Below are 26990 nucleotides of genomic sequence, written 5' to 3'. Positions count from 1 at the left end.
TCTGGGCGACGAGTGTTCGAGCTGACACCCGGATGGCTGTGGATGCGGGACAGACCGTGCATAACCTGGGGACATGGACGTGAACGCGGCGGTCGCCGCAGCGGCAGCGATCGCCGGGGTGTGCACCGGTGTCATCGCCATGCTGGCGTTCCGCTGGAGCGAGCGCGACCAGAAACGCCCCACGCGGACCTCGCTGCACACCGACCCCGTACTGCCGCCCGGTGTCGACACGGTGCTGTCGGTCCTGCGCTCGTCGGCCGTGGTGCTCGACGAGGGGGACGCGGTGGTCAAGGCCAGCTCGGCCGCGTACGCCCTCGGTCTGGTACGCGGCGGGAAGCTCGCCGTGGAGCCCATGCTCCAGATGGCCCGCGACACCCGGCGGGACGGCGAGATACGGCAGGTGGAGCTGGATCTGCCGCGGCGCGGCACCGGCCGCGGCGAGGCGCTCGCCGTGTCCGCGCGGGTCGCTCCGCTCGGCTCCCGGCTGGTGCTCCTGCTGGTCGAGGACCTCACCGAGGCCCGCCGTATCGAGGCGGTACGCCGCGACTTCGTCGCGAATGTCAGCCATGAGCTGAAGACCCCCGTCGGCGCCCTGTCACTGCTGTCCGAGGCCGTCATGGACGCGTCGGACGACCCCGAGGCCGTGGAGCGGTTCGCGGGGCGGATGCAGATAGAGGCGACCCGGCTGACCAGCCTGGTCCAGGAACTCATCGACCTCTCCCGGGTGCAGAACGACGACCCGCTGGAGGACGCCGAACCGGTCCGCGTCGACGAACTCGTCGTCGAGGCGATCGACCGGTGCCGGCACCAGGCGGGCACCAAGCAGATCACCATGGCGTCCGGGGGAACCGCCGACCTTCAGATCTGGGGCAACCGCGGACAGCTCGCGGCTGCCCTCGGCAATCTCGTCGAGAATGCCGTCAACTACAGCCCGGCCCGTACCCGCGTGGGAATAGCCGCGCGCCGGGTGTTCGTGTCCGGCGGTGACCTCATCGAATTGGCCGTCACCGACCAGGGCATCGGCATCTCCGACAAGGACAAGGAGCGCATCTTCGAGCGCTTCTACCGGGTCGATCCGGCCCGCTCCCGCGCCACGGGAGGCACCGGTCTGGGACTTGCCATCGTCAAGCACGTGGCCGCCTCGCACGGCGGGGAGGTCACGGTGTGGAGCTCCGAGGGTCAGGGCTCCACGTTCACCCTGCGGCTACCGGAGGCGGGCGCGGCCCGTGACCGCGCGCCCCTGGAGCCCGGCCTCATCGACGAGGACGAGAACGGGCAGCCCGAGACATCCGTCTCATCATCCCCGTATGAACCGCTTCCTGCCCCGGAGGTCCTTCCGTGACCCGAGTGCTCGTCGTCGAGGACGAGGAATCCTTCTCCGACGCCCTGTCGTACATGCTCCGCAAGGAGGGCTTCGAGGTCGCCATCGCGACCACCGGGCCCGACGGTCTCGACGAGTTCGAGCGCAATGGCGCCGACCTCGTCCTGCTGGACCTGATGCTGCCGGGACTTCCCGGTACGGAGGTCTGCCGTCAGCTGCGCAGCCGTTCCAATGTCCCGGTGATCATGGTCACCGCCAAGGACAGCGAGATCGACAAGGTGGTCGGCCTGGAAATAGGAGCCGATGACTATGTCACCAAGCCGTTCTCCTCGCGCGAGCTGGTCGCCCGGATCCGCGCCGTGCTGCGTCGCCGCGGGGAGCCCGAGGAGGTCACCCCGGCCGCGCTGGAGGCGGGCCCGGTCCGTATGGACGTGGACCGCCATGTGGTCACGGTCTCGGGCTCCAAGGTCGACCTCCCGCTCAAGGAGTTCGACCTCCTCGAAATGCTCCTGCGGAACGCCGGACGCGTTCTGACCCGCATGCAGCTCATCGACCGCGTCTGGGGCGCGGACTACGTGGGCGACACGAAGACGCTGGACGTCCACGTGAAGCGCCTCCGCGCCAAGATCGAACCCGACCCGGGTGCCCCGCGCTACCTGGTGACGGTACGAGGTCTCGGCTACAAGTTCGAGCCGTAAACCGCAGTCCGGGGCCCCACGGGGGTTGATTTCCGCCGCCACGACGGCGTGTGTTCGGTGGCCTTGTCGGTAGCCGAGGCATTCGCTCTGGGTATTCGGTCGGCACCGTGAAAGGACGGGAACCGCATGGGTCCCGTCCTTTTCGCGTGTCCCCGTGAGGGGGCCGTGTCAGTGGCCAGTCGTCGCTGACTCCGATGTCGACTCGGACGGTGAACCCGACGGGGTGGAGCCCGGGGCGCCCGGTGAGGACGTCGAGGTGCCCGGTGAGGTCGAGGGCGAGGTCGACGGGGATGCCGAAGGGCTGGGGAGTTCGCTCGGGCCCCAGCCCGAGAAGTAACCCGACGCGGGCACGACGAACGACTCCAGCTTCACGTCCCCCGTCTTGCTGAACGTGAACGTCACCGGCTGCGCGTTCCCGTTCTGGACGGACTCCCGGCCGCTCGCCAGCACGGCGGACGCGTTCCCCTTGCCACCGATGACCACGGACCCGCCGGCCGGCACGGTGAGCGGCCCGCTGCCCGTGGCGGGCTTGAGGGCGGCCTTGCCGGTACCGGTGACCGTGATGGAGTCCAGTGTCTGGTCCGACGTGCCGTGGTTGAAGACGGTCGCGGAGACCACGGCGGGCCCGGTCGCCTTGGGGTCGGGCTGCGTGATGATCGTCGCGTTCTGGATCTGGATGTCGCCTACCGACGTGGCGGCGTTGTCCGGCTTGACCTGAAGCGTCTGCGCGTTGGTCCCGGCACCGCACGCGGCGAGCGAGGCGACGGAGAACGCGAGGACGGTGGCGGCGAGGGTGCCGCGTCGAAGGCTGCGGCTCACGGCGGCGGCAACTCCTAGAACGGGGGCGATACGGACGTGGCGGTACGGCGGTGCGGACGGCCACGAAGCCGTCCCCAGGGTGTGTCAGCGGCCTTAGGCTACCGAGCCGTTCCGGCGCCACCGCACCCGACCCGCCCCTACCGCCCCCCCCGGGCACCGGCACCAGCACCGGCACAGCACCGGCACCCACGGTCGTATTGCCCGCTCGTTCACCATTCACATAAGCCCCCGAGCGACCGCTTGCGGATTTTTCGTTAAGGAATGCAAGCCGCTCACAGGAATTGATCACGCCACTCGATGATCAATTCCCGATTCTCTCCGCGCGTGTCCTGATTCTGTTCGGACAGCGCTCCGACCGCCGAACGGAGTAGCGGGAACTCGAAGAAGTACGCCCTTACGAACCCGGCAAAACGGGACGTTCGGCCACTTGGCGTGCCCTTCCCCTGTGTGTGACGTGCGCGTTTCTCCCCACCCGGACAGCCGCTCCGACCTGCGCATACCCGGCGCGCAGCGGCCTCCGCGACCCCTCCGCAGCACGTTCCTGTCGTGGTTGTCAAGCCCCGAGATATGCCCTGACCTGCGAAAACGCCATTCAGAAGACGCCGTTCTCGTGTTACCCTGGATAGCCACGGAAGGGGTACCTGTCACATGACGTTCAAGGTTGGCGACACCGTGGTCTATCCCCATCACGGGGCCGCGCTGATCGAGGCTATCGAAACTCGCCAGATCAAAGGCGTGGACAAGACCTACTTGGTGCTGAAGGTCGCCCAGGGTGACCTGACGGTGCGTGTGCCAGCGGACAATGCGGAGTTCGTCGGCGTACGTGATGTGGTCGGTCAGGACGGGCTGGACCGGGTCTTCGAGGTGCTGCGCGCGCCGTATGCCGAGGAGCCCACGAACTGGTCGCGTCGTTACAAGGCAAATCTCGAAAAGCTCGCATCCGGCGATGTCATCAAGGTCGCGGAGGTAGTGCGCGACCTGTGGCGTCGCGAGCGCGAGCGTGGACTGTCCGCCGGTGAGAAGCGCATGCTCGCCAAGGCTCGCCAGATCCTGGTGAGCGAGCTGGCTCTCGCGGAGAACACCAACGAGGACAAGGCCGAGGCACTTCTCGACGAGGTCCTCGCGTCCTGACGCAGCGGATCCGCTGCCCGGATCCGATACGCCCCGACGCATAGCGATGCCGCGGTGCCCGATGACGCCTGTGCTGGGAAGCACGGTCTGTCGCCGGGCGCTGCGGCATGTTCGTACACCCGCCACGGCCCTGATCTGCTACGGGTCACGGTGCTGAGTCGTGACCCCGCGTGCCGGCCCCGCCCCTTGTGCCATGACCTGTGTCATGTGTTCTGACTGTGCCCTTGCCCTGACACTTGCGTGCCGGGCCCGGACGCTCACTCGACCGTGTCACGGAAGGGTTCGGTCGAGGTGTCGCGCCCGGCACGCTGTGGCCATACCCATGTCGGCCGAGCAAACAAACCTGAACGGAACCGATGTCTGCCGATGTCTGACGATTCGCGCCCGTCACCGCCGCTCCCGCGTACCGCGGCCGTGATTCCCGCCGCCGGCCGGGGCGTGCGCCTCGGCCCCGGCGCCCCCAAAGCGCTCCGCACCCTGGGCGGCACTCCGATGCTGGTCCACGCGGTGCGCGCGATGGCCGCGTCGCGGTCCGTGTCCCTGGTCGTCGTGGTCGCACCGTCCGACGGCGCGCCCGAGGTCAAGGCCCTGCTCGACGCGAACGCGCTGCCGGACCGCACCGATTTTCTCGTCGTGCCCGGCGGTGAGACCCGCCAGGAGTCCGTCCGGCTCGGTCTGGACGCGCTGCCGCCCGGTATCGGCATCGTCCTCGTCCATGACGCGGCCCGCCCGCTGGTGCCGGTCGACACGGTCGACGCGGTCATCGAGGCGGTACGGGACGGCGCCCCCGCCGTCGTACCGGCGCTGCCGCTCGCCGACACCGTCAAGGAGGTCGAGCCGCGTCCGTACGGTGAGCCCGAGCCGGTCGTCGCGACGCCGGAGCGGGCCCGGCTGCGGGCCGTGCAGACCCCGCAGGGCTTCGACCACGACACACTCGTACGCGCGCACGCCGGCGTCACCGTCGACGGTGAGGGCGCGACGGACTGCGCGGGGCTGGTGGAGCGCATGGGCGAGCCGGTGGTCCTGGTTCCCGGCCACGAGGAGGCGTTCAAGGTGACCCGGCCGCTGGACCTCGTCCTCGCCGAGGCGGTCCTGGCTCGCAGGAGGGCGAACGATGGCTACTGAGACCTCCGGGACCGCGGGCATCCCGCTGCCACGGATCGGCGTCGGCACCGATGTGCACGCCTTCGAGCGGGGCCGCGAACTGTGGTGCGCGGGCCTGCTCTGGCCCGACGAGGAGTACGGGCTCGCCGGGCACTCCGACGGGGACGTCGCCGCGCACGCCGCCTGCGACGCCCTGTTCTCGGCCGCGGGCGTCGGCGACCTCGGCGCCCACTTCGGTACGTCGCGGCCCGAGTGGTCCGGTGCGTCGGGCGTGACGCTGCTCGCCGAGGCCGCCCGGATCGTCCGTGCCGAAGGCTTCGAGATCGGCAACATCGCCGTCCAGGTCATCGGCGTACGCCCCAAGATCGGCAAGCGGCGCGACGAGGCCCAGCAGGCCCTGACCAAGGCCGCCGGCGCCCCCGTCTCCGTCTCGGGCACCACAACGGACGGCCTCGGCCTGACCGGCCGGGAAGAGGGACTGGCAGCCATCGCAACGGCCTTGGTCGTCCCCGCGACGCCCTGACCGATCGGGTGCCCGGCACGCGATGACCCGCCGGAACCCGCCGGGAGCCAATGCGGTGCCGGGATTCGGGGGCGCGGCAGGATCGGGGGCCGGAACTCCGTACCCGTGGAAAGGTCGTCATGTCCGCCCAGTTGTCCGCCCAGCTCAAGGAACTCCTCGACACCCCCGTGTTCCTCACGGTCGCCACCATCCAGCCCGACGGGAGCCCGCAGGTGTCCCCGGTCTGGGTGAAGCGTGACGGTGACGACGTGCTGTTCTCCACCATCGTCGGGCGTCGCAAGGAGCAGAACCTCCGACGTGACCCCCGGCTCACGGTCGTCGTCCAGCCCGTCGACGCCCCGTACAGCTACGCCGAGATCCGTGGCACCGCCGATCTCACCACCGAGGGCGGCCAGGAGCTGATCGATGAGCTGTCGGTGAAGTACACGGGTAAGCCGTACGGTGAGTTCAACCCGGACTCCCCCGAGGACGAGGTCCGTGTCGTCGTCCGGATCACGCCCCGCAAGGTCGTCGGCCGGATCTGACCCCTCCAAGGCGCGGTCACGAATCGGTGCCCCTCGGCCCAAGGGTCGCGGGGCACTGCCCTGCGCCCACTACCCTGGAGGGGTGACCATTCGCCTGTACGACACCAGCGCCCGGCAGATCCGTGACTTCGTCCCGCTCACCCCGGGCTGTGTCTCGATCTACCTCTGTGGCGCCACCGTGCAGGCCGCCCCGCACATCGGGCACATCAGGTCCGGGCTGAATTTCGACATCATGCGCCGCTGGTTCGAGTACCGCGGGTACGACGTGACGTTCATCCGCAATGTGACCGACATCGACGACAAGATCATCCGGAAGTCGGCCGAACAGCACCGCCCCTGGTGGTCGATCGGGTACAAGAACGAGCGCGCGTTCAACGACGGCTATGCCGCGCTCGGCTGCCTCCCGCCCAGCTATGAGCCCCGCGCCACCGGCCACATCACCGAGATGGTCGAGATGATGCGCGGCCTCATCGAGCGCGGCCACGCCTATGAGTCCGAGGGCAACGTCTACTTCGACGTGAAGTCCTTCCCCGGCTATCTCCAGCTGTCGAACCAGGAACTCGACAATCTGCTTCAGCCGGAGAGCGAGGGCGAGACCGGCAAGCGCGACTCCCGCGACTTCGCGATGTGGAAGGCCGCCAAGCCGGGCGAGCCGTCCTGGGAGACCCCGTGGGGCCGTGGCCGCCCCGGCTGGCACCTGGAGTGCTCGGCCATGGCGCACAAGTACCTGGGCACCGCCTTCGACATCCACGGCGGCGGCATCGACCTGATCTTCCCGCACCACGAGAACGAGATCGCGCAGGCCAAGGCGTACGGCGACGAGTTCGCGCGGTACTGGGTGCACAACTCGTGGGTCACCATGAGCGGCGAGAAGATGTCCAAGTCGCTCGGCAATTCGGTGCTCGTGAGCGAGATGGTCAAGCACTGGCGGCCCATCGTCCTGCGGTACTACCTGGGCACCCCGCACTACCGCTCGACCATCGAGTACAGCGAGGAAGCCCTGCGCGAGGCCGAGTCGGCGTTCGCCCGGATCGAGGGGTTCATCCAGCGCGTCAGCGAGAAGGCCGGGGAGACCGTTCCGGCCGCCGCCGAGGTGCCGCCCGCGTTCGCCGAGGCGATGGACGACGACCTCGGGGTGCCGCAGGCGCTCGCCGTGGTGCACACCACGGTCCGGCAGGGCAACAGCGCGCTGGCCGCCGACGACAAGGAAGCCGCCGTCGCCCGGCTCGCCGAGGTCCGTGCGATGCTCGGTGTCCTCGGGCTCGACCCGCTCGACCCGCACTGGTCAGGGGAGACGGACCGGGGCGAGGACCTGCACGGCGTGGTCGACACCCTCGTACGCCTGGTGCTCCAGCAGCGCGAGTCCGCCAGGACCCGTAAGGACTGGACGACCGCCGACGCCATCCGCGACCAGCTCAACCAGACGGGACTCGTCATCGAGGACTCCCCGCAGGGCCCGCGCTGGACCCTCGGCCCGCGCTGACGCACACCGACAGCTGTTCCATCAGTTGTTCCATCATCCAGAGAACAGGTAGGTCATGGCCGCTCACAACCGCCGCATGTCCGGCAAGAAGGGCGCGCAGGTCGGCAGTGGCGGCCAGCGGCGCAGGGGACTCGAAGGCAAGGGCCCCACTCCGCCCGCGGAGATGCGTAAGGGGCACGCCAAGCAGCGCGCCGCGAATGCCAAGGTCCGCCGCGCGACCGGCCGTCCCGCGACCCCCCGGGGCCGGGGCGGCAAGGGCACGTCCGAGTTCGTCGTCGGCCGCAACCCGGTGGTCGAGGCGCTGCGCGAGGGCGTGCCCGCCACGATGCTCTACGTCCAGCAGTTCGTGGACAACGACGAGCGGGTCCGCGAAGCGCTCCAGCTCGCCGCTGAGCGCGGCGGCATCCACCTCATGGAAGCCCCCCGCGCCGAACTCGACCGGATGACCAACGGCCTCAACCACCAGGGCCTCGTCCTCCAGGTCCCGCCGTACGAGTACGCGCACCCGGAGGACCTCGCGTCCGCCGCGTACGACGAGGGCGCCGACCCGCTGATCGTCGCCCTCGACGGCGTCACCGACCCGCGCAACCTCGGTGCCGTGGTCCGGTCCGTCTCCGCGTTCGGCGGCCACGGTGTCGTCGTACCCGAGCGGCGCGCCGCCGGGATGACCGCCGGTGCCTGGAAGACCTCGGCCGGCGCCGCGGCCCGTACGCCGGTGGCGCGGGCGACGAATCTGACGCGGGCCCTGGAGGCGTACAAGAAGGCGGGCATCGTCGTCGTCGGACTCGCCGCCGACGGGGACACCGAGGTCGGTGAACTCGACGCGCTCGGTGGGCCGGTCGTCATCGTCGTCGGCAGCGAGGGCAAGGGCCTGTCCCGACTCGTGGGCGAGACCTGTGACTACCGGGTCCGGATCCCGATGCCGGGCGGCGCCGAGTCGCTGAACGCCGGTGTGGCGGCGGGAGTTGTGCTGTACGAGGCCGCCCGACGCCGGGCCTGAAGGTCCTTTCCCGAGTCCGGATCAACCGGTCCGGAGGGGGTGTAACTGATCTTTGACGCGGCCCGGACATTTGGGCCGGGTCAAGGCAGTGTCCAAACCTCGCGTCACTCGGTTAGATGAGTGTGGACACCAGAACACCCCGCACACCCACGGGGGACCGCTCGTCGGGATTCGACGACGCTCCCGCGCTGAGCATGGTGAAGGTGCCGAGCGATCCGGCGCAGGTCATCGTCAATCATGCGAGTTTCCGCGTGCAGCTCCCCACCGCGCCGCAGACGCGGTCCCCGCGCATCGCGCGGCACCAGAGCGCCGCCCAGGAGAGCGCGCGTATCCCCGCCGCCGGCGCGGGCCGCGCGCGCCGTCGCGCCCCCGTCGTCTGGAGCGGCCGGTCCGCCCCTGGCGACCCCGGCGCCACCGGACTGCTCCAGGCCGTACGGGGCAGCAGCGTGCGCCACGCCGACGGCGAGCCGGTCGGCGACGGCGGAGCCACGCAGGTCATCCCGCGGATCGCCTTCGACGACACCGTCGAGACCCCCGGCCTCACCGAGCCCTACCGCGCGGCCTCACCCGAGACCCGGCTGCTCCCCGCGCAGATGCGCAGCGCGGGCAGCGCCTACGACGAACTCCCTTACGAGACCGACCAGTTCGACGAGTTCGAGGACTCCTACGGACTCGACCAGGTGGGCGAGGAGCCCACCAGCCGCAGGCACGGCGCCGACCCGGTACGGCACGCCTACTACCCGGGCCGCCGGATGAACCTGGGCGTGGTGCTGCTTCCGCTCCGCGTCTTCCTCGGCTTCATCTCCATCTACGCGGGCATGGGCAAGCTGTGCGACCCCGTCTACTTCGACGGCGGCGAACGCGGCTCCATGGTCAAGTGGCTGAACTCGCTGCACCCTTGGGCGCTCGCCGAGCCGCTGCGCGACTTCGCGCTCCAGCACCCGGTCGGCGCCGGACTGTGCATCGCGTTCTTCCAGGTCATCGTCGGCGTACTGACGGTGCTCGGGCTCTGGCAGCGGGTCGCGGCCGTCGTGGGCGCGCTGCTCTCGGCCGCGCTCATCCTCACCGTGAGCTGGAAGACCGTACCGGCGTACGACGCGCCCGACATCATCTACCTGGCCGCCTGGTCCCCTCTGATCATCGCGGGTGCCCCGGTGTACTCGGTCGACGGAAGGCTCGCGTCCGAGGCATGGCGCACGCTCGGGCCGCGGGCCGAACTGTGGGAGCTGCGACGGCGCGTACTGCGGCGCGGCGGGCTCGTCGCGGCCGTCGTTGTCGGCGTGACGCTGCTCATCGGCTCGCTGCTCGGCGGCGCCGTACGGGACGCGGACCGGGTCACGGTGCCGGGTCCCGGCGAGTCCCCGCGCAACCAACTCCCCGGCTCCCCGCTGCCGCAGGAGCCCGGTCGGCCGGACGAGGGCAGTCAGAGCCCGTCCGCGTCCGGTACGCCGACGCAGGGCCAGCAGGGCGGCGCGTCCGCCCCTCCCTCCAAGTCCGCGTCCGCGCCCGGCGATACGGCGCGCGAGACGGCGGGCGCGACGACTGCCGGGCAGCCCAGCCAGACACAGGGCACCGCGGGCCAGGCGCCGCCCCAGCAGACGGCCCCGCCGCAGCAGGCCCCGGCGACCAGTGCCGGGCCCGATACGGGCGGCGGCAGCGACGGCGGTACGGGATCGGGCGGCTCCACCGGGGGCGGCACCGGCGGATCGGGCGGTTCCGGGGGCGACTCCGGGCGTAAGCCGGGTCTGGTGGGCGGTCTGATCGGCGGAGGCGGCTGACGGTCCCGACGACGGACGGCGAGAAGGGCCCGGCACGGGTGTGCCGGGCCCTTCTCGGTGTTCAGGTTCTCGGTGTTCAGCTCTCGATGTTCGGATCGCGGTGTTCGGCTCTCGGTGTGCGGAGAGTGCTCAGGAGCGGGCGGCGGCCAGTTCCTTCGACGCCTCGGTGAGGTCCTTGGCGGTGTCGATGGCCCGCCAGTACGCGCCCTGCGGCAGCGGGAAGCCGGCCAGGCGCTTCTCCCGGGCCAGGCGGGGGAAGGTGGTCCGCTCATGGTCGCCGCGGTCGGGCAGCAACTCGGTGAAGGCGGCGGAGAACACGTACACACCGGCGTTGATCAGATACGGGGACGGCGGGGCCTCTACGAAGTCCGTGATGTGACCGAAGGTGTCGGTCTCGACGGCGCCCCACGGAATGCGGGGGCGGGCCAGGGCCAGGGTCGCGGTCGCGTCACGCTCGGTGTGGAAGGCGGCCATCTCGCGCAGTGAGAAACGCGTCCAGATGTCGCCGTTCGTCGCGTACCACGGCTCGTCGGTGTGCGGCAGGTGGGCGGCGGCGTACTTGAGTCCGCCGCCGCGGCCCAGCGGCTCCGTCTCGACCACCGTGGTGACGCGCAGGGGGAGGTCCGCCGAGTCCAGCCACTTCTGGAGCACCTCGGCGAGGTGGCCGCACGAGACGACCGCGTCCGTCACCCCCTCCTCGGCGAGCCAGGCGAGCTGATGGCCGATGATCGGGGTCCCGGTGCCGGGAATCTCGACCATCGGCTTCGGCCGGTCGTCGGTGTACGGGCGCAGCCGTGAGCCCTGGCCGCCTGCCAGGACCACGGCTTGCGTCGGACGCGCGTGGGCGTTCGGATCGGTCATGCCCGAACTGTACGGGGGGACTGATACCGGGGGACTGTTACCGGTGCGGGTCAGGTCTGGGCGGCGACGCCCGAGGCGAAGGAGGTGTCGCAGACCGGGCGGGCGTACGACTGGGCGCGGGACGGTCCGTAGGTGCGGACGGCGGCGCGGCCCAGCGCGCGGGCGATGGAGACGCAGTGCTCGGCCAGCGAGGGCTTGCGGTTGATCTCCTCCTGGAGGTGCGTCAGGGCCACGCCCGGGTCCTTCTCCTGGAGTTCCAGGAGAAGCCGGTCGCGCAGAACGTCCTGCGGCGCGCGGGACTTGGCCCGGCTCGATACATTCTCCGCGGAGGCGGTGAGCACCGAGTCCGATGAGTTGCCCGACCAGTTGACACTGGTGACCGCGAGGGTGCCCGAGAGCACCAGAACGACGGGCAGGACGAAGGCGAGGGAGCGGCCGATACGGCGGGCGGGGCCGCGCCGAGGCTGCGTCTTGTAGGAGTGCGAAGGCGTCACGCGTGTGAGCGTAGCGGCCAGTGATGATTTGGCGACATTTAGTCACTCGGTAGAGGGACGGCAACGCGTCCTTTTCTTCGCGGGTGTTGACGCACGGTACTCGAAATGTCCCCTGTGCCGGGGTATTTGTCGACAACGCAAGGGAGCCCCGCGCGGTGTGCGCGGGGCTCCTGAGGGCTGCGTGGCCCTGAGTTACGTGTTTCTGCGGGGCTCAGTCGGAGAGGCGCTCGCCCGTCGACGTCGAGAACACATGGGTCTCACCGGGCCGCGGCACGACGTGCAGCTCGACACCCTTGTCCGGGACCTCACGGCCGCCGACGCGGACGACGAGGTCCTTCTGCTCGCCGTTCACCTCGGCGGTGCCGTAGACGTAGCCGTCGGCGCCGAGTTCCTCGACGACGTTCACGCGGACGGCGAGGCCGGCCGGGGCGTCGTCGGCCTCCTTGGTGAGGGCCTTGGCGGCGGCGCCGTTGTGCTCGACCACGTCGAAGTGCTCGGGGCGGATGCCGACCGTGACGGTGGTGTCACCCTTGTCGGCCGCGGCGGCGAGGGCCTCGCGGTTGACCGGCACGACCGAGTTGCCGAACTTCACGCCGCCGTCGGTGATCGGGACCTCGACCAGGTTCATCGCGGGGGAGCCGATGAAGCCGGCGACGAAGAGGTTGGCGGGCTTGTCGTACATGTTGCGCGGCGACTCGACCTGCTGGAGCAGCCCGTCCTTGAGTACGGCGACCCGGTCGCCCATGGTCAGGGCCTCGACCTGGTCGTGGGTGACGTACACGGTGGTGACGCCGAGGCGGCGCTGGAGCGACGCGATCTGCGTACGGGTCGAGACACGGAGCTTGGCGTCGAGGTTCGACAGCGGCTCGTCCATGAGGAACACCTGCGGCTCACGGACGATCGCGCGGCCCATCGCGACGCGCTGGCGCTGACCGCCGGAGAGCGCCTTCGGCTTGCGGCCGAGGTACTCGGTGAGGTCGAGGATCTTCGCGGCGTCCTCGACCTTCTGGCGGATCTCGGCCTTGTTGACGCCGGCGATCTTCAGGGCGAAGCCCATGTTGTCGGCGACGGTCATGTGCGGGTACAGCGCGTAGTTCTGGAACACCATCGCGATGTCCCGGTCCTTCGGCGGGAGGTGCGTGACGTCGCGCTCACCGATGCGGATGGCGCCGGCGTTGACGTCCTCCAGGCCGGCCAGCATGCGGAGCGAGGTCGACTTGCCGCAACCGGACGGGCCGACCAGGACGAGGAACTCGCCGTCCTCGATCTCGATTTCCAGGCCGTCGACGGCGGGCTTTTCGGAGCCCGGGTAGATCCGGGTCGCCTTGTCGAACGAGACAGTTGCCATGGCTGTGAAGCCCCCTTCACCGGCAGGAACGTGCCGGACGATCCGAGTAAAGAAGGTGAGCCACCGCGGGGTGTTCCGCAGTGGTGTAGTCCACCTGGGTGGACCGACTCTGGACGCTACCTGGCGTTCACCCGATCTGTCAGTAGCCGGGACCCTGTGAACTTCGACGTAATTCCCGTCGGGACCGCTCCCGGCTCTGGGTACACTGCTCGGGCAACGCCTCCTTAGCTCAGCTGGTCAGAGCGCCGCTCTTGTAAAGCGAAGGTCGTCGGTTCGAATCCGACAGGGGGCTCCAACTGCGTGGACAACTCGTGGGCAGGCCCGTGAGCTGGTGGTTTCGGCGACGGTTCGGCTGCCGAAGCCCCGCCGCAGGGGCGGTGATCCACAGTGACCGCGCCCAGAAAGTCCGATGTGGGCGTTTTTCGGGCTGTTGGTCTTGAGCAATGGGTGCGGCGAGGCTGTGCCCTGGTGGTCGCGTCTGTGGCCGCGTACGCCTCCTACATCCATCAGCGAGCCTTCGCCTTTCAGGGCGGGGCCGACGGCACCAGCGCCACGCTGTGGCCGCTGTCCGTCGACGGTCTGCTGCTGCTCGCGACGGTCGGCCTGCTGAAGCCCGCCCATCAGACCGGCCGCCGGACGCGGAGCATGGTCTGGATGGCGTTCTTGCTGGGCATCCAGCGGCGGCGGGCCGAGGGAGGTACGCCGACGGGTGCGGAACTCGACCGGGCGGCGGGCACCAATAACTACGGGCGCGGTCCTTGCTCGCTGGCGACGGACAGGTCGAATCCAGCCCTCCCGGAGCTAGTTGCGATGACCTCTCCGCCACGCCTTCAACGCCGTGGTCTGCCATTCGAGGAACGGCCATGGCCCTTCCATGCCCGTTGTCCCCTCGCCACCGGGAGTACCCCGTCCGGGCAGCTACGCGGGGTGGCACCGTGCAGTTGATGTCCGCCACCAGCGTCCTGAGCGGGCGGCGCGAGGCGTTCCGTGAAGGGGTGCGGAGTCAGACCAGAGTGTCCGTGCGGCCTACGCATGCGAGCGCGTACGCGGCGTCGAGCAGTTCGACCATGAGGTCGTGCTGACCGAACGTCCCTGAGATACCGAGGATATCGGGGGTGTCGTCGGTGATCCGTCCGATCAGGCTGGACAAGGTCGTGCCGAGCTGCATGTCGGCGAGGGAGACCTCCCCCCAGGGGTTCCAAGACAGCTGTCGCGCTGTCGTTGGGGTGGAGCGACGGGGCCACGAGTTGCCGCACTGGTCCGCGTGGCGACGCCAACACCAGCACCGGGCGACCGACGCACACCGCCACTGGAACAACGTCGCCTCCGCCGCGACGACGTGACGAGACCAGCGTGATCAAGAACCGCAACTGCTGTGTCCGTGCGGCTGGACGCCGCGTACGGGTCTGGCTGACAGCTTTCCCAGGATTCCGGACCGCTGATCGGTGTGGACTCGACGCGGCGGCCGCGTGGCGGGCACGGTCGTCGGCATGACAACTGCGAAACCCGTGGCCGCGACTGCTGAAGCACGCGGCCGACACGCTGTCCTGTACCGCTGGCCGAGTGCGCTCGGGCTGGCGGCCGCTGTCTTCCAGCTCGCCACCGGCGTTCAGCGGGAATCGGTGGCGATCGTGCTGTGCGTGGCCACGCTCTGCTACCTCGGCGCGGCGGCGTTGAACCGGCCGTGGATGGCCTGGGCCGGAGTCGCCGGCGGCTCTGCAGTGGTCGTCGTCAGCGAACTGGCCGGCCTGGTGTGGTGGGGCGGTGTCGGGATCGCGGCCCTGACGCTCGTTGTCGTCGGCCTGGTCACACGCGTGTCCCGCCCTGCTCTCACCGCGCAGACCGTCGCCCTGCTCGGGTACGGCTGCCTAGCGGTGGCCGCGCTCTTCCTTGCGCCACGGCTCGGACTGGCGCTGGCCGGGCTGGTGCTGGTGGCGCACGCCGCATGGGATCTGCTCCACTACCTGCGCAATGAGGTGGTGCCCAAGTCGTTGGCCGAGTTCTGCATGCTGCTGGACGTGCCGTTGGGGTTTGGCGCCGTTGTGGTGGCGGTGGCCTGACCGACCGGCTTGCTCACCTGGGAGGCCCGATAGTGCGAGGGCGTGACGCCGTACCGGGCCACGAAAGCCTGGCGCAGCGTCTCGGCGGACGTGAAGCCGCAGCGGGCGGCGATCCGAGCCAGGGACAGCCGGCTCGACGCGAGGAGACGCGCGGCGGCTTCGGTCCGCGCGAGACGCACATAGCGGGCCGGGGTCTGCCCCGTGTGGGCGAGGAAGAGACGGGTGAGGTGGCGTTCGCTCACGCCGACGCGGGTGGCGAGCGCGGTGATCCGCAGGTCGGCGTCCGGCGCGTTGCGTATCATCGCCGCCACCTCGCGTATCAGGTCGTTGGCTGGGGCCGGAGCGGCGACAAACATACTCATCTGTGCCTGGTTTCCCGGTCGTTGGAGGTATGTGACCAGGCCACGTGCCACTTGGCGGGCCAGCTCCCCGCCGTGGTCCTCCTCGATGAACGCCAACGCCAGGTCCAGCGCGCTGCTGACCCCGGCCGCCGTTGTCACGCGGCCGTCGCGGATGTAAATGGGCGCCGGGTCCACGCGGACCGCGGGATAGCTGGCGGCAAGCAGGTCGGCGAACAGCCAGTGCGTGGTGGCGCGACGACCGTCGAGCAGTCCGGCCGCGGCGAGTACCGAGGCGCCCGTGCACACCGACGCGACACGTCGGGCCACATGCGCCAGCCGGCGGACATGCGCGACCAGTCCGCTGTTCGCAGCGGCCGCCTCGTGCCCCTCACCGCCCGACACGACGACCGTGTCCACCGGTCCGCGAAGCCGCTCAAGGGCGCCTTGCGCCTGCAGTGTCAGTCCGGACTGGCAGCCGATCGGCCGACCTGCCGGTGTCACCACACGCACCCGATAGGCCGGCGTGGCTCCAGCTCGGTTCGCATAGTCGAACGCCGTGGTCAGGCAGGCGATGTCGAGCAGCTCTGCGCCGGGATAGCCGACGACGACCACGGCTGTGTGCTCGTCCATGCGATGACCGTACTGCGACCGACCAAGCCGCGACCACGGAGTCGGGAGATGTTGCTGCGGCTGGTTGACCACCGCGGTCGGATGATCACCGAACCGTAAGATCACGAACTACAGCTGCCGTGACTGTAAAGCCCAGAAGTTCAGGCCCGGTGCCGAATGCCGTCCGCAGCGCCGCTACGCAGTCCTGCCGTGGCCACCCCGGGATTGCGGACTCCCACCCGCGGTACGTGCGCTCGGAGACCTCGAAACGACCGTCACCCGGGGCTGCGCGGCCGGCGCGGCTTACTTCCGCGGCGCCTTTCCCCTGGGTCAGCCATCCCCGTTCAAGCCCGGCCGCCCGTATCCGCTCATTGATCATCACGCCGCCTTCCCCGGTATGCGAAGAGTCCACAGCTAGTAGCGACGGGGATGGGATCACCCATCAGCTACGCACGCCTACTCACCGAACGCCTACACATGGAACGGCACCGTCGTGATCACGATTTTCGGGACCGGGCGCAGGGACCGGCGCAGGCGGGTGGCGGTGCGGCTGTGGAGGAGTTGGTGGCGGCGGTGGCGGGTGACGAGTTCCGGGAGGATCACCGTGAGGGTGAGGTCGGGGTGCTGGCGGTGCAGGGCCTCGATGTAGTGGACGAGGGGGGCGACGGTCGCCCGGTAGGGGGAGACCACGATCTCCAGGGGGAGGTGGTCGCCCCACAACGTCCAGTACGCGCGCACCCGTTCGGCCTCCTCGGGCGTGAGGCTGATGTGGAGGGCGAGTACCGGTTGCCGGAGTGACGCCGCGTAGGCGAGGGCGCGCATGCCCGCCAGGTCGAGGGTCGCGAGGGCGACGACCGACAGGTTCCGGATCTCCTCGGGCGACTCCTCGTTCTCACCGTTGTCCCCCTTGTCTCCCTTGTCCCCGCCCTTCTCGGTTCCCTCCGGAGGCTCGTCATGGCGCACCGGTACGCAAGGCGGGCCCTCCGCGCCGGGTGCCGGCAGTTCCACCGTGTGCGGGCGCAGCCGCAACGCCTCCCGGACCGTCGCGTAATGGTGGCGGATCCGCAGCGTCACCAGCAGGAAGAGGCCGACGGCGACGATCGCCACCCACGCGCCCGAGGTGAACTTGCTGATACCCGCGGTGATGAACACCACGGCCGACAGGAGACCCCCCACCGCGTTGAAGCACATGCTCTTGCGCCAGTGCCGGTCCCGCAGCCGCCACCAGTGCACGACCATCCCGGCCTGCGAGAGCGTGAAGGCGAGGAAGACGCCGACCGCGTACAGCGGGATCAGCGCCCCCGTCTGCCCGTTGAACGCCACGAAGACCAGGGCGGCGGCCAGCGACAGGACGATGATGCCGTTGCTGTAGGCGAGGCGGTCGCCCAGGCGCATGAAGGTCCGGGGCGCGTAGTCGTCCCGCGCCAGGAGGGACAGTACGCGCGGGAAGTCGTTGTACGCCGTGTTCGCGGCGAGGAGCAGCACGGCCGCGGTGGCCGCCTGCACGAAGACGTACATCCAGCCGGATCCGAAGCTGAGGTGCGCCAGTTGGGAGAGGATCGTCTCCTTGCCGCTGGGCACCACACCGGTGAGATGGATGACGACGATGATCCCGGCGAACATCGCGATGAGCAGCCCGACCATCCAGGTCAGCGTCGTACGGGCCTGCCGCCACTCGACGGGCTTGAACGCCGGTACCGCGTTGGAGATCGCCTCGATACCGGTCATCGCGGTGGCGCCGGACGAGAAGGCCCGCATGATCAGGAACAGCGTCGCGCCCTCGGTGGCTGTGACCGCCGGGGTCGGCTGCGGCCGGAAGTCAGTCCCCGCCGAGTCGACGAGCCCGGCCACGATGAGCGCGAACATCGCGACGATGAACGCGTACGTCGGCGCGGCGAACAGCGCGCCCGCCTGCCGGATACCGCGCAGATTGCCCGCGAGCAGAACGACGATCACGACGACGCCGATGAGCACCGTGTCCGAGGCCAGCGAGGGAATCGCCGAGGTGATGGCCGCCACGCCCGAGGCGATCGACACCGCGACGGTCAGCACGTAGTCGGTCATCAGACCCGCCGCGGCGACCAGACCGGCCACCGGGCCCAGATTGTCGCCGGCCACGATGTACGAGCCACCGCCGTGCGGGTACGCGCGGATCGTCTGCCGGTACGACAGGCCGACCGCCAGCATCAGGAACACGATCGCGGCGGAGATCGGGAACGAGTACGCGAGCCCCGCCGTGCCCGCGAGCACGAGGACCGCGAGCATCGCCTCGGGACCGTACGCGACCGACGACAGCGCGTCGGCGGACAGCACGGGCAGCGCGACGAGCTTGCGCATCCGCTCGGACACCAGGGCGGAACTCTTCAGCGGTGTACCGAGGAGGATCCGCCGGCTCCACGCCCCGGCGCGCCCCAGCCGCCCGGCGGGCGGCTCCTCCTCCTCGTCGATCTGCTCGCCCGGCATACGCGCCCCCAAGGGCGTCAGGGCCACCAGACGTCCGAACCGGGCGGGTTGGAGCTGCGCCCGCGGCGGGAACTTCCCCAGGTCGGGGTCCACGGGCAGCGCGCGACGCCATGTCTCGGGCGGCGCGGACACCTCACCCCACTCGCGGCCCACCTGGCGCAGGGCGCGTTGCTGTTCCTCGTCCAGTTCCAGCAGTCGCGCGGCGGGTCCGGGCGGCCCCGCCGACGCCGCGTCCCGACCTCCGGATGTTTCGGTCACGAGCGGCAGTGTGGTCGATCAAGGTCACGCGGGCGTCCTGACATGCCGTAGGCCGGACCGGGAGCCGGGAGCCGGGAGCCGGGAGCCGGGAGCCGGGAGCCGGGAGCCGGGAGCCATGGCCGGATGACGGGGCGTGTGCGCCGGGTGCGATGATGCTCGGCGACAAGGCGACGGCGGACGAGGAAGCCGGTGTGAATCCGGCGCGGTCCCGCCACTGTGATCGGCGAGCGAGTCCCATACGAGGCCACTGCCCGGAAACGGGTGGGAAGGCCGGGACGAGCCTCGACCCGAGAGCCAGGAGACTCACGCGGTCGCCACCTCGATGAACCCAGGGCGGATTTCCCTGGAGGAGGGTGGTTCGGCATGCCTGCTAGGCAACCCGGGGACGGGACCGCCGACAGACCGATCGCCGCGAAACCGATCGCCGCGAAACCGCCGGGGCCATTGGTGCCCGTGCCCGTGCCAGTGCCCCTGCTTGTGCCCGTGCCGTGTGGCCCGCCCTTCGTCCAGGGACGCGCGATGACCGCCGGAACCCCCCTCCGCCCTGAGAGGAACCGTCCCATGACGACGGGCATACGCTCGCTCTCCCTGCCCCGGCGCCTGCGCCTGCCGCTCCCCCTGCTCCTGGCCTCGGTCCTGCTGGCATCCGGCTGCGGCGGAAGCGCCGGGGAGAAATCCGGCGACGCGGAGGGACCGGCCGTGAAGGGCTTCCCGGTCACCGTCTCCAACTGCGGTGTGAAGACGACGTACGAGCGACCGCCCCGGCGCGCGGTCTCGCTGAACCAGCACGCGACCGAGGTGATGCTCGCCCTCGGTCTGGAGAAGTCGGTGATCGGTACGGGCTATCTCGACGACGCGGTCCTCCCCGCGTACCGACCCGCGTACGACAAGATCAAGGTGCTCGCCAAGGAGTACCCGTCCTACGAGGCGCTGCTCGCCGCCGAACCCGACTTCGTGTACGGCGGTTTCGCGTCCACCTTCGACGAGAAGGAGGGGCGCAGCCGGGACACGTTCACCAAGGCGGGGATCAACACCCGGCTGAATGGGGAGAGTTGTGCGTCCGGGGCCGTGACGATGTCCATGGTGGACAAGGAGATCCGGGATGTCGCCAAGGTTTTCGGCGTCCCGGAGCGGGCCGAGCGGCAGGTGAAGGCGCTGCACACCACGCTGGACGGAGTCGACGGCCGCCTCGACGGCGTGGATCCGGTCAAGCTCTTCGTGTACGACAGCGGCGACAAGACCGCCTTCACCGCGGGCGGTACGGGCATCGGCAACGCCATGATCGAGCGGGCCGGCGCGACGAACCTCTTCGCCGACGTCGACAAGGCGTTCGGTGATGTGTCGTTCGAGCAGGTGGCCGATCGGGCGCCGGACGTCATCCTCATCTATGACTACGGTGACCAGACCGTCGAGCAGAAGAAGAAGTTCCTGCTCACCAACCCGGCGTTGCGGGATGTGCCCGCGATCAAGAACGAGCGGTTCGCGGTGCTGCCCCTGTCGTCCACCGTGCTGGGCGTACGGGTACCCGCGGCGGTGGAGTCGCTGGCCCGGCAACTCCATCCGGAACGCTTCCGGTGACCGGAGCGAGCGAGACGACCGGAGTGGGGGAGACGACCGGGGCGGCCGGGACGACCGAGGTGCCGGTACCCATACCCGTACCGGCTTCGGCACCCACGTACCGCCGTCGTCGGATTCCCTACCCCCTGGTCCTGGCCGGGCTCGGTGCCCTCGTGCTGGTCGCGGCGACCTTCGGTATCGCGGCCGGTTCGATCGGCATTCCGGCGGGGGACGTCTGGGGCATCCTGCTCCACCAGGTCCATCCCGGTCTGGTCGAACCGACCTGGTCGGCGGCGCGCGAGACCATCGTCACGGATGTCCGGCTGCCCCGCGTGCTGCTCTGCGCGGTGGTCGGGGCGGGTCTTTCGGTGGCCGGTATGGCGTTGCAGGCGCTGGTCCGCAATCCGCTCGCCGACCCGATGCTGCTTGGCGTGTCCTCCGGCGCGAGCGTCGGCGCGGTTCTCGTCCTGGTCTTCAACCTGACGCTGTTCGGTGCGTTCTCGCTGCCGATCGCCGCCTTCTGCGGTGCGCTGGCGGCGCTGATCGCGGTGTACTTCCTCGCCCGTTCCGGCGGCCGGATGACCACCGTACGGCTTGTGTTGGCGGGCGTGGCCATGGCCGAGGTGCTGTCGGCGGTGGCCAGCTTCCTCATCGTCACCTCGAACGATCCGCACAAGACGCAGTCGGCGCTCCGCTGGATGCTCGGCGGGGTGGCCGGCACCACCTGGACGATGGTGTGGATTCCGGCGGGCGCGGTGCTGCTCGGCACCGCCGTACTGCTGGGTGTCTGCCGCCCGTTGAATCTGCTGCTCGCGGGGGAGGAGGCGGCCACGGCGCTGGGCCTGGACGTGCACCGCTTCCGGGCCGCGCTGTTCACGCTGGTCGCGCTGATGATCGGCACGATCGTCGCGGTCAGCGGCCAGATCGGTTTCGTCGGCCTGATCATGCCGCATGTCGTACGGCTCCTGGTGGGCGCCGACCATCGCCGTGCGCTGCCGGCCGCCGCACTGCTGGGCGCCGCGTTCCTGATCGCCGCCGATCTGGCCGCGCGCACGCTGATGAGGCCCGAGGAGATTCCCGTAGGCATTCTCACGGCGCTGGTCGGCGGCCCGTTCTTCCTCTGGCTGATGCGCGGGAGGTCGGTATGACGGACTCACTCGAACCCGGCACGCTGGACATCGACGCCGTCTCGGTGGTCGTCGACGGCCGGCCCCTCGTCCACGAGGTGTCCTTGGCGGTGGCTCCGGGCGAGGTGGTCGGTCTGGTCGGTCCGAACGGCGCCGGCAAATCCACCCTCCTGCGGACGGTGTACCGCGCGCTGCGCCCCACGTACGGGCGGGTCCTCGTGGACGGCGCCGATGTCTGGCGGACGCCCGGCAAACGCCTGGCCCGGCGACTGGCCGCCGTACCGCAGGACCACGCGGGCGACTTCGAACTCACCGTGTACGAGGTGGTCGCCATGGGCCGTACCCCGCACAAACGCCCCTTCGAGGGCGACGACTCCGACGACCGCGCCCTCGTCACGGCCGCGCTGACGGAACTCGACGCCGCCCACCTCGCGGACGCGCCCTTCGACCGGCTGTCGGGCGGTGAGAAGCAACGCGTCCTGATCGCCCGCGCGCTTGCCCAGCGGGCCGGGACGATGGTCCTTGACGAGCCGACCAACCACCTTGATCTGCGGCACCAGTTGGACGCGCTCCGGCTCGTCCGCCGCCTCGGTGTCACGGCCGTCGTCGCGCTGCACGACCTCAATCTCGCCGCGACGTTCTGCGACCGGCTCTGTGTCCTGGACGCCGGCCGGGTGGTCACCATGGGCACTCCCGCGGAGGTCCTGACCCCCGCGCTGCTGTCGGAGGTGTACCGGGTCGAGGCGGACATCACCGCGCACCCGCGCACGGGTGTGCCCCAGGTGACGCTGCTCTCCGGCTAGCGATCCGTCCGGAGCGGGCGGCGGTAGCGGAGTTTGTTGAGGGGGGCTCCGCCGGTGGTGTCGATGACGGCCGTGCCGTCCGCGTGCCAGCCGGCGGCCTCGTAGAAGCGCCGGGCGCGTTCATTGCGTTCCAGGACCCAGAGGGTGGCGTGCGGGTACGCGGCCTCTTCGAGCGCCGTCAACACGGCTCCCATCAGCTGCCGTCCGACGCCGGTGCCCCAATTACCGGGCAGGGCGTAGAGCGTACTTTGAACAGATTGTTCAACATAATTCGTTGACATCGGTTCGTGTGCAGCCGCATTCTTGTCCCATGGAAGCCATCGATCCCTTCACGCCCCCGAGGCCCGAACAGGCGCGTGCGCAGCGTGTGTACGCGGCTCTGTTCCGGATCGCCGAGCGGCACGCGGCCACCGATGAGCAGCGCCGTAGGCAGGTGCACCCGTCGGTCCTCGGTCCGCATGAGGCTGTACGGCTCGTGGCGTTCCTGCTCAGTGGGGCCGCGCTGCCCGATGACGGTGAACCGGCCGTGGACCACGCCGACATCACCGCCGCGTTGAGCCTCGTACCGCTGGTGCGGGGCGAGTTGGACGAACTCGAAGCCGGGCTCCTGAGGATGGCCAGGGGGCGCGACATGACGTGGCAGGAGATCGCCTTCGGGCTCGGGCTCGGCACTCCGCAGGCGGCCCGGCAGCGGTACGAACGGTTGGCGAGCCGCGTCAACAGCGAGGCGGAGGGCTCCGTTTAGGGCCCTGGTCTTCGGTCGGGGGAGTGGTGCCGAGGTCGTGTTCCTCACCGGTTCCGAACTGCTTCCGTACCGGCATCCGGTCCCTAGTAGCGCGGGAAAAGCCCTTCGCGGTCACCGAGTTCGGGTGCACCACCCATCGCGGGGCGGCCGACAAGGGTGGACGTGGGGACCTGATCATCCAGTGGGGCGCGGACGGCAGGGCGGTCCGGCTGGACGGTGAGTACATCCGGGACGAGGACGAACAGGCCGCGTATCTGGGCGAGTTGCTGGACATCTTCGATGCCGAAGGGGTCGACACCGCGTTCGTGAACACCTTCGCCCGCTACGACCTGCTATCGCGAGGGCGCGCACGATCCGCCGAGCTGACCGAGCCCATGAGCCCCGAGCCCTGAACCCGCTGCTGAGTCGAGCGCCCTCGCGCGTGCGCGGAAGTTTTCGGGGAATCCGCGTAACAGGGCCCCCGCCCTGGTGTCCTAGGCGGTGGCAGAAGCGCACAGCACGCGAAGCGAGGAGACCCCGACATGACCACGCAGGCAGAGCCGCAGGCCCCTTCGAACGTCAAGAACCTGTCTGCTGAAGCGAGTTCGCCCCGGGCGTCGGCGAACCAGGGATCCACGACCCTCAGCGGCGGCACGGCGGGCGTGAGCGAACCGGCCGCCGACCGGGGCAAGACGTCCATCGCCGATGCCGTGGTCGTCAAGATCGCCGGACTGGCGGCGCGGGAGATCCCCGGGGTGTACGCGATGGGCGGCGGCCTGTCCCGTACGCTCGGCGCGGTCCGTGACCGGGTTCCGGGCGGCCGGCCCAATGTCGGACGCGGCGTCAAGGTCGAGGTGGGGGAGCGGCAGACGGCGCTCGATCTCGACCTGGTCGTGGAGTACGGGGTGGCCATCAGGGACGTCGCCCGCGATGTGCGCGAGAACGTCATCGCGGCGGTGGAACGGATCACCGGCTTGGAGGTCGTCGAGGTCAATGTCACCGTGAACGACGTCCACCTGCCCGACGACGACACGGAGTCCGGCGCCGCCGAAGGCCGGGTGGAGTGACCTGGGGGTCCAGGGGGTCCAGGGGGTCCGGGGGGTGACCAGCGCGATCCTGCGGGCGCCGGCGCGTGCGAGGTGGCGCGCCGCCCTGCGCCGTACGCCGGTCGCGATGTGGAACGACGACGCGTCCGACTGGGCGGCGGCGCTCACCTACTACGCCATCCTCGGCCTGCTGCCCGCGATGCTGGTGACCGTCACCGCGTTCGGGCTCATCAGCCCCGGCACGGCGGAGGACTTCACCGCCCACATCACCGCGTACGCGCCCGCCCAGTCCGGGGCCGAACTGCACCAGGCGCTCGGCGAGACGGTGCGTCAGCGGTCGGCCGCGTGGACGGTGCTGATCGCGGGCACGGGCAGCGCGCTGTGGTCCGCCTCCAGCTATCTGGCCGTCTTCCGCCGCGCGCTGCACCGGATGCACCGGCTGGACGACGAACGTTCGGTGTGGCGCCGGGCCCACCGGGTGGTGCTCACCGCGCTCGCCGTGCTCGGTCTGCTCGTCGTCAGCGCGCTGACCCTGCTGCTGACGGGACCGCTGGCCGAATCCCTCGGCGGACTGCTCGGCCTCGGGCACACGGCCGCCGTGGCGTGGTCCGTGCTGAGGTGGCCGTTCCTCGGCTGTCTGGTGGCCCTGCTCGTCGTGGTCGTCTTCCACACCGGCCCACCGCAGGCGCGGGCCCGCCGCTACAGCGTGCCCGGCGGGGTGCTCGCGGCCGGACTGTGGCTGTCCGCGTCGGCGGTGTTCGCGCTGTACGCGTCCACCCTGAGCGCGTACAGCAGGCTCTACGGGTCGCTGGCCGGGGTCGTCGTCTTCCTCGTCTGGCTCTGGCTGTCCAACCTGGCCCTACTGGCGGGTGCCCAGTTCACGGCCGAACTCCGGCGGGGGAACCGGGGGCCGGACCTCTGAATGGCCCAGTACCCGGTCCGCCGAATGGCCCACCTGTCCGGTGCGCTGCGCGCCTACGGTCGCAAGGGTGACCTCAACAGCGCCGACCGCCCGGGAACCCCTCATGCGAGCCATCACCGTCCAGGACCGCGACGCCGGTGTCAGCGGTCTCACCCTCACCGAACTGCCGCACCCGCACGCCGCCGAGAACGACGTCGTCGTGCGCGTCCACGCCGCCGGGTTCACCCCCGGCGAGCTGACCTGGCCCGGCACCTGGACCGACCGGGCCGGCCGTGACCGTACCCCGAGCGTGCCCGGTCACGAGCTGTCCGGCGTCGTCACCGAGCTGGGCTACGGAACCACAGGGCTGACCATCGGCCAGCGAGTGTTCGGCCTCGCGGACTGGACGCGCGACGGTTCACTGGCCGAGTACACCGCCGTCGAGGCCCGTAACCTCGCCCCGCTCCCGGCGGACGTCGACCACGTCATGGCTGCCGCCCTGCCGATCTCCGGGCTCACCGCCTGGCAGGCACTCTTCGACCACGCCCACCTCGCCACGGGGCAGACCGTGCTCGTCCACGGCGCCGCGGGCGGCGTCGGCTCCCTCGCCGTGCAGCTCGCCCGTGAGGTCGGCGCGCGGGTGATCGGCACCGGCCGGGCCGGCGACCGGGACACCGCGCTCGGGCTGGGCGTGGACACCTTCGTCGACCTCCAGGCCGAGGGCCTTGAGGACATCGATGACGTCGACGTGGTGTTCGACGTGATCGGCGGCGACATCCTCGACCGGTCCGCCGCGCTGGTCCGTCCCGGCGGCACGCTGGTCACCATCGCCCGGCCGGTGACCGTTCGGCCCGTGGACGGGCGAGCCGTCTTCTTCGTGGTCGAGTCCGACCGGGCCCGGCTCGCCGACCTCGCCCGGCGGCTGCGGGACGGGCGGCTCACACCGATCGTCGGTTCGGTCCGGCCGCTCACCGAGGCCGCCGCCGCGTTCGCCCCCGGCACCCGCACTCCCGGCAAGACGATCATCCGCGTCACGGACTGAGCAGGCGTGATCGGGCCTGATCGGGCGTGATCAGGCCGTGCGTATGGCTGCGGCTTGGCTTTTCAGGGTGGCCAGCAGGGCGCGGGACGTCTGGTTCGGTGGGGTGCCGGGGGCGGTGTAGGCGCCGATGTACCGCTTCGCCGTGGGGGTCACGGTCAGGGTGTGGGTGGCGGGGTGTGGCTCGACGGTGAGGGGGGGGGATGAACGCGATACCGACGCCCGCCGCGACCAGTGCCTGCATGAAGCGGAAGTCGCTGGACCGGCAGACCACTTTGGGACGGATGCCGTGCGCGGCGGCGAGCGCGTCGAGGGCGTTGCCCGGGAGGTCCCAGCCCTGGATCCACGGGTCGTCGGCCACCGCGTCGAGCCGGGCCGTGGAGCGCCGGGCGAGTGCGTGCCCCGACGGCACGACGAGGCGCAACTCGTCCTCCAGGAGCGGGTGATACGCGCACCGGCGCGCGGCCTCCGCCCAGCTCGGCGGGGGCCGTTCGCTCTGGAAGTGGTAGACGAGGGCCACATTGGCGCTGCCGTCGTTCAGCGCGGCGAGCGCCCGTACGGGCTCGGCCTCGATCACCGTCGTGTCCACCTGCGGTTCCGCACCGCTGTTGAGCGCGGCCAGCGCGGGTGCGACCAGGAGCACGCCCGCGCTGGGGAAGGTGGCGACGGTCAGCGAGGGCGGCCCCTCCTCCCGTAGCCGCGCGAGTGTTTTCTCCGCGCGGTGGAGTTCGCCGTGGATCGTGTCCGCCGTGCGGAGCAGGGCCTCGCCGGCCACGGTGAGCGTGACGCCTCGGGTGCTGCGCTCGAAGAGCCGGGTCCGCGCGGCACGTTCGAGGGCCGCCATCTGCTGGGAGACCGCCGAGGGAGTCAGCCGCAGGGCACCCGCCGCCTGAGCGAAGCTTCCCCGCCGGGCGACCTCGCGGAACAGCGCCAGCCGCTGTGCCTCGATCATTAGTTCTCCTTACGACGGGGTCAGTA

At 70.4% G+C, this 26990-nt stretch carries 28 protein-coding genes, 1 tRNA gene and 1 riboswitch; of the genes, 20 read left to right on the top strand and 9 right to left on the bottom strand.

What is annotated here, in order from left to right:
- Window positions 1–73: 73 nt before the first annotated feature.
- Together ACFVT5_RS12220 and ACFVT5_RS12215 are read left to right on the top strand one after the other, a co-directional pair.
- Window positions 74–1342 (top strand): sensor histidine kinase, encoded by a 1269-nt coding sequence (locus ACFVT5_RS12220; RefSeq protein ID WP_389884909.1) that lies wholly within the window; start codon window positions 74–76, stop codon window positions 1340–1342.
- Entirely contained in the window at window positions 1339–2019 is a 681-nt protein-coding gene (locus ACFVT5_RS12215) for a response regulator transcription factor (protein WP_033322296.1), read from the top strand. Before ACFVT5_RS12220 ends, ACFVT5_RS12215 begins: the two co-directional genes overlap by 4 nt.
- Window positions 2020–2187: 168 nt before the next feature.
- Here the strand turns inward: ACFVT5_RS12215 and ACFVT5_RS12210 are convergent, their stop codons facing one another.
- Window positions 2188–2838, bottom strand: a complete 651-nt coding sequence (locus ACFVT5_RS12210) for a DUF461 domain-containing protein (RefSeq protein WP_389884906.1) — start codon at window positions 2836–2838, stop codon at window positions 2188–2190.
- Between the two features lie 648 nt (window positions 2839–3486).
- Between ACFVT5_RS12210 and ACFVT5_RS12205 the strand changes: the two genes are divergently transcribed.
- The 7 genes from ACFVT5_RS12205 to ACFVT5_RS12175 all read left to right on the top strand — a co-directional run bounded on the left by ACFVT5_RS12205 (window position 3487) and on the right by ACFVT5_RS12175 (window position 10381).
- On the top strand, window positions 3487–3969 hold the full coding sequence (locus tag ACFVT5_RS12205; protein WP_003953493.1) for a CarD family transcriptional regulator: 483 nt from the start codon (window positions 3487–3489) through the stop codon (window positions 3967–3969).
- Window positions 3970–4335: 366 nt separating this feature from the next.
- Window positions 4336–5094, top strand: a complete 759-nt coding sequence (ispD, locus tag ACFVT5_RS12200) for a 2-C-methyl-D-erythritol 4-phosphate cytidylyltransferase (protein ID WP_389884903.1) — start codon at window positions 4336–4338, stop codon at window positions 5092–5094.
- Window positions 5084–5596, top strand: a complete 513-nt coding sequence (ispF, locus tag ACFVT5_RS12195) for a 2-C-methyl-D-erythritol 2,4-cyclodiphosphate synthase (protein WP_389884900.1) — start codon at window positions 5084–5086, stop codon at window positions 5594–5596. The genes ispD and ispF overlap by 11 nt, the downstream gene beginning before the upstream one ends.
- A gap of 119 nt (window positions 5597–5715) precedes the next feature.
- Window positions 5716–6120: a PPOX class F420-dependent oxidoreductase gene (locus tag ACFVT5_RS12190; protein ID WP_389884897.1), complete on the top strand. Its 405-nt coding sequence runs from the start codon at window positions 5716–5718 to the stop codon at window positions 6118–6120.
- A gap of 82 nt (window positions 6121–6202) precedes the next feature.
- Entirely contained in the window at window positions 6203–7603 is a 1401-nt protein-coding gene (gene cysS, locus ACFVT5_RS12185) for a cysteine--tRNA ligase (protein ID WP_389884894.1), read from the top strand.
- Between the two features lie 55 nt (window positions 7604–7658).
- The gene (gene rlmB / locus ACFVT5_RS12180) at window positions 7659–8603 is read left to right on the top strand and encodes a 23S rRNA (guanosine(2251)-2'-O)-methyltransferase RlmB (protein WP_389884892.1); all 945 of its coding nucleotides are present in this window, start codon (window positions 7659–7661) and stop codon (window positions 8601–8603) included.
- Between the two features lie 116 nt (window positions 8604–8719).
- Entirely contained in the window at window positions 8720–10381 is a 1662-nt protein-coding gene (locus ACFVT5_RS12175) for a DoxX family membrane protein (RefSeq protein WP_389884889.1), read from the top strand.
- A gap of 129 nt (window positions 10382–10510) precedes the next feature.
- Here ACFVT5_RS12175 and ACFVT5_RS12170 read toward each other — a convergent pair whose 3' ends face one another.
- The 3 genes from ACFVT5_RS12170 to ACFVT5_RS12160 form a co-directional block, all read right to left on the bottom strand.
- Window positions 10511–11242 carry an NDP-sugar synthase gene (locus ACFVT5_RS12170; protein ID WP_389884886.1) on the bottom strand — a complete coding sequence of 244 codons (732 nt, stop codon included), beginning with the start codon at window positions 11240–11242 and terminating at the stop codon, window positions 10511–10513.
- Window positions 11243–11292: 50 nt separating this feature from the next.
- Window positions 11293–11736: a hypothetical protein gene (locus ACFVT5_RS12165; RefSeq protein ID WP_389884883.1), complete on the bottom strand. Its 444-nt coding sequence runs from the start codon at window positions 11734–11736 to the stop codon at window positions 11293–11295.
- Between the two features lie 211 nt (window positions 11737–11947).
- Entirely contained in the window at window positions 11948–13084 is a 1137-nt protein-coding gene (locus ACFVT5_RS12160; protein ID WP_389884880.1) for an ABC transporter ATP-binding protein, read from the bottom strand.
- A 218-nt stretch (window positions 13085–13302) separates the two neighbouring features.
- Between ACFVT5_RS12160 and ACFVT5_RS12155 the strand changes: the two genes are divergently transcribed.
- Both ACFVT5_RS12155 and ACFVT5_RS12150 read left to right on the top strand, forming a co-directional pair.
- Window positions 13303–13379, top strand: a tRNA-Thr gene (locus ACFVT5_RS12155).
- A 173-nt stretch (window positions 13380–13552) separates the two neighbouring features.
- Window positions 13553–14029, top strand: a complete 477-nt coding sequence (locus tag ACFVT5_RS12150; RefSeq protein WP_389884877.1) for a DUF2637 domain-containing protein — start codon at window positions 13553–13555, stop codon at window positions 14027–14029.
- Window positions 14030–14087: 58 nt separating this feature from the next.
- Here ACFVT5_RS12150 and ACFVT5_RS12145 read toward each other — a convergent pair whose 3' ends face one another.
- Window positions 14088–14252: a hypothetical protein gene (locus tag ACFVT5_RS12145; protein WP_389884875.1), complete on the bottom strand. Its 165-nt coding sequence runs from the start codon at window positions 14250–14252 to the stop codon at window positions 14088–14090.
- A 322-nt stretch (window positions 14253–14574) separates the two neighbouring features.
- Here ACFVT5_RS12145 and ACFVT5_RS12140 point away from each other — a divergent pair, with 322 nt between their 5' ends.
- Window positions 14575–15144, top strand: coding sequence for a hypothetical protein (locus tag ACFVT5_RS12140; RefSeq protein ID WP_389884872.1), 570 nt, complete (start codon window positions 14575–14577; stop codon window positions 15142–15144).
- Here ACFVT5_RS12140 and ACFVT5_RS12135 read toward each other — a convergent pair.
- Entirely contained in the window at window positions 15045–16115 is a 1071-nt protein-coding gene (locus ACFVT5_RS12135) for a GlxA family transcriptional regulator (RefSeq protein ID WP_389884869.1), read from the bottom strand. The genes ACFVT5_RS12140 and ACFVT5_RS12135 overlap by 100 nt on opposite strands.
- A 450-nt stretch (window positions 16116–16565) precedes the next feature.
- Window positions 16566–18815: an APC family permease gene (locus ACFVT5_RS12130; RefSeq protein WP_389884866.1), complete on the bottom strand. Its 2250-nt coding sequence runs from the start codon at window positions 18813–18815 to the stop codon at window positions 16566–16568.
- 177 nt (window positions 18816–18992) lie between these two features.
- A riboswitch (cobalamin riboswitch) is annotated at window positions 18993–19120 on the top strand.
- A gap of 256 nt (window positions 19121–19376) precedes the next feature.
- Between ACFVT5_RS12130 and ACFVT5_RS12125 the strand changes: the two genes are divergently transcribed.
- From ACFVT5_RS12125 to ACFVT5_RS12115, 3 genes are read left to right on the top strand one after another with little or no spacing between them, the layout of a single operon-like run.
- Entirely contained in the window at window positions 19377–20393 is a 1017-nt protein-coding gene (locus tag ACFVT5_RS12125) for an ABC transporter substrate-binding protein (RefSeq protein WP_389884863.1), read from the top strand.
- 59 nt (window positions 20394–20452) lie between these two features.
- Window positions 20453–21520: a FecCD family ABC transporter permease gene (locus ACFVT5_RS12120; protein WP_389885290.1), complete on the top strand. Its 1068-nt coding sequence runs from the start codon at window positions 20453–20455 to the stop codon at window positions 21518–21520.
- The gene (locus ACFVT5_RS12115) at window positions 21517–22302 is read left to right on the top strand and encodes an ABC transporter ATP-binding protein (protein ID WP_389884860.1); all 786 of its coding nucleotides are present in this window, start codon (window positions 21517–21519) and stop codon (window positions 22300–22302) included. The genes ACFVT5_RS12120 and ACFVT5_RS12115 overlap by 4 nt, the downstream gene beginning before the upstream one ends.
- Here ACFVT5_RS12115 and ACFVT5_RS12110 read toward each other — a convergent pair.
- Window positions 22299–22583, bottom strand: coding sequence for a GNAT family N-acetyltransferase (locus ACFVT5_RS12110; RefSeq protein ID WP_389884857.1), 285 nt, complete (start codon window positions 22581–22583; stop codon window positions 22299–22301). The two genes, ACFVT5_RS12115 and ACFVT5_RS12110, sit on opposite strands and share 4 nt — an antisense overlap.
- Before the next feature lie 29 nt (window positions 22584–22612).
- On the opposite strand from ACFVT5_RS12110, the gene ACFVT5_RS12105 reads away from it, so the two are divergent.
- The 5 genes from ACFVT5_RS12105 (at window position 22613) to ACFVT5_RS12085 (ending at window position 26015) form a co-directional block, all read left to right on the top strand.
- Window positions 22613–23047 (top strand): DNA-binding protein, encoded by a 435-nt coding sequence (locus ACFVT5_RS12105; RefSeq protein ID WP_389884855.1) that lies wholly within the window; start codon window positions 22613–22615, stop codon window positions 23045–23047.
- A gap of 26 nt (window positions 23048–23073) precedes the next feature.
- The gene (locus ACFVT5_RS12100; RefSeq protein WP_389884852.1) at window positions 23074–23439 is read left to right on the top strand and encodes a hypothetical protein; all 366 of its coding nucleotides are present in this window, start codon (window positions 23074–23076) and stop codon (window positions 23437–23439) included.
- Window positions 23440–23568: 129 nt separating this feature from the next.
- The gene (locus ACFVT5_RS12095) at window positions 23569–24093 is read left to right on the top strand and encodes an Asp23/Gls24 family envelope stress response protein (protein WP_389884850.1); all 525 of its coding nucleotides are present in this window, start codon (window positions 23569–23571) and stop codon (window positions 24091–24093) included.
- Window positions 24094–24199: 106 nt separating this feature from the next.
- Window positions 24200–24994: a YihY/virulence factor BrkB family protein gene (locus ACFVT5_RS12090; RefSeq protein ID WP_389885287.1), complete on the top strand. Its 795-nt coding sequence runs from the start codon at window positions 24200–24202 to the stop codon at window positions 24992–24994.
- Between the two features lie 103 nt (window positions 24995–25097).
- Complete coding sequence (locus ACFVT5_RS12085; RefSeq protein ID WP_389884848.1) at window positions 25098–26015, top strand: NADP-dependent oxidoreductase; 918 nt, start codon at window positions 25098–25100, stop codon at window positions 26013–26015.
- Here the strand turns inward: ACFVT5_RS12085 and ACFVT5_RS12080 are convergent.
- Complete coding sequence (locus tag ACFVT5_RS12080; RefSeq protein ID WP_389884846.1) at window positions 26005–26964, bottom strand: LysR family transcriptional regulator; 960 nt, start codon at window positions 26962–26964, stop codon at window positions 26005–26007. The genes ACFVT5_RS12085 and ACFVT5_RS12080 overlap by 11 nt on opposite strands.
- Between the last annotated feature and the right edge of the window lie 26 nt (window positions 26965–26990).

This window comes from Streptomyces sp. NPDC058001, from assembly GCF_042886315.1.
Taxonomy (GTDB): domain Bacteria; phylum Actinomycetota; class Actinomycetes; order Streptomycetales; family Streptomycetaceae; genus Streptomyces.
The sequence above is the reverse complement of the archived record's forward strand: the minus strand, read 5'-3'. Positions and strand labels throughout refer to the sequence as shown.